The sequence below is a fragment of the Streptomyces sp. P17 genome, from assembly GCF_032436805.1.
Taxonomy (GTDB): Bacteria; Actinomycetota; Actinomycetes; order Streptomycetales; family Streptomycetaceae; genus Streptomyces.
Genome location: NZ_JAVRBF010000843.1, coordinates 1 through 271 on the forward strand (window position 1 = coordinate 1; position 271 = coordinate 271).

General features: G+C 39.9%; 1 protein-coding gene. It reads right to left on the reverse strand.

Translation table 11 applies throughout. From position 1 onward, the window contains the following. The coding region (locus tag RMT89_RS43180) for a hypothetical protein (protein WP_315889226.1) at positions 1-257 on the reverse strand (257 nt) is incomplete at its 3' end. Between the last annotated feature and the right edge of the window lie 14 nt (positions 258-271).

The following is a 271-nucleotide window of genomic DNA, read 5'->3' on the forward strand; positions in this document are numbered from 1 at the left end:
GAACCATATTGCGCCACAAAACGCTTTTTCAGAATCAGAAATTCTTCGATATCCATCAAAATATGGTACAAGCGCGCCTTATTCATAAATTCTTCCGGTGTTTCTGGGATATGTTCCAACTGAAGTTGTTTCAACAGCATTTCCAAAATCTCGATCTGTTGGGCTGGATCATTCATCTCGGAAATACGGGAAACGATCTGCTCAAAATACCATGCTAAAACTTCCGCATCTTCCCGTTGATTACGGATCTTCTTCATCTCATAATGAAGAT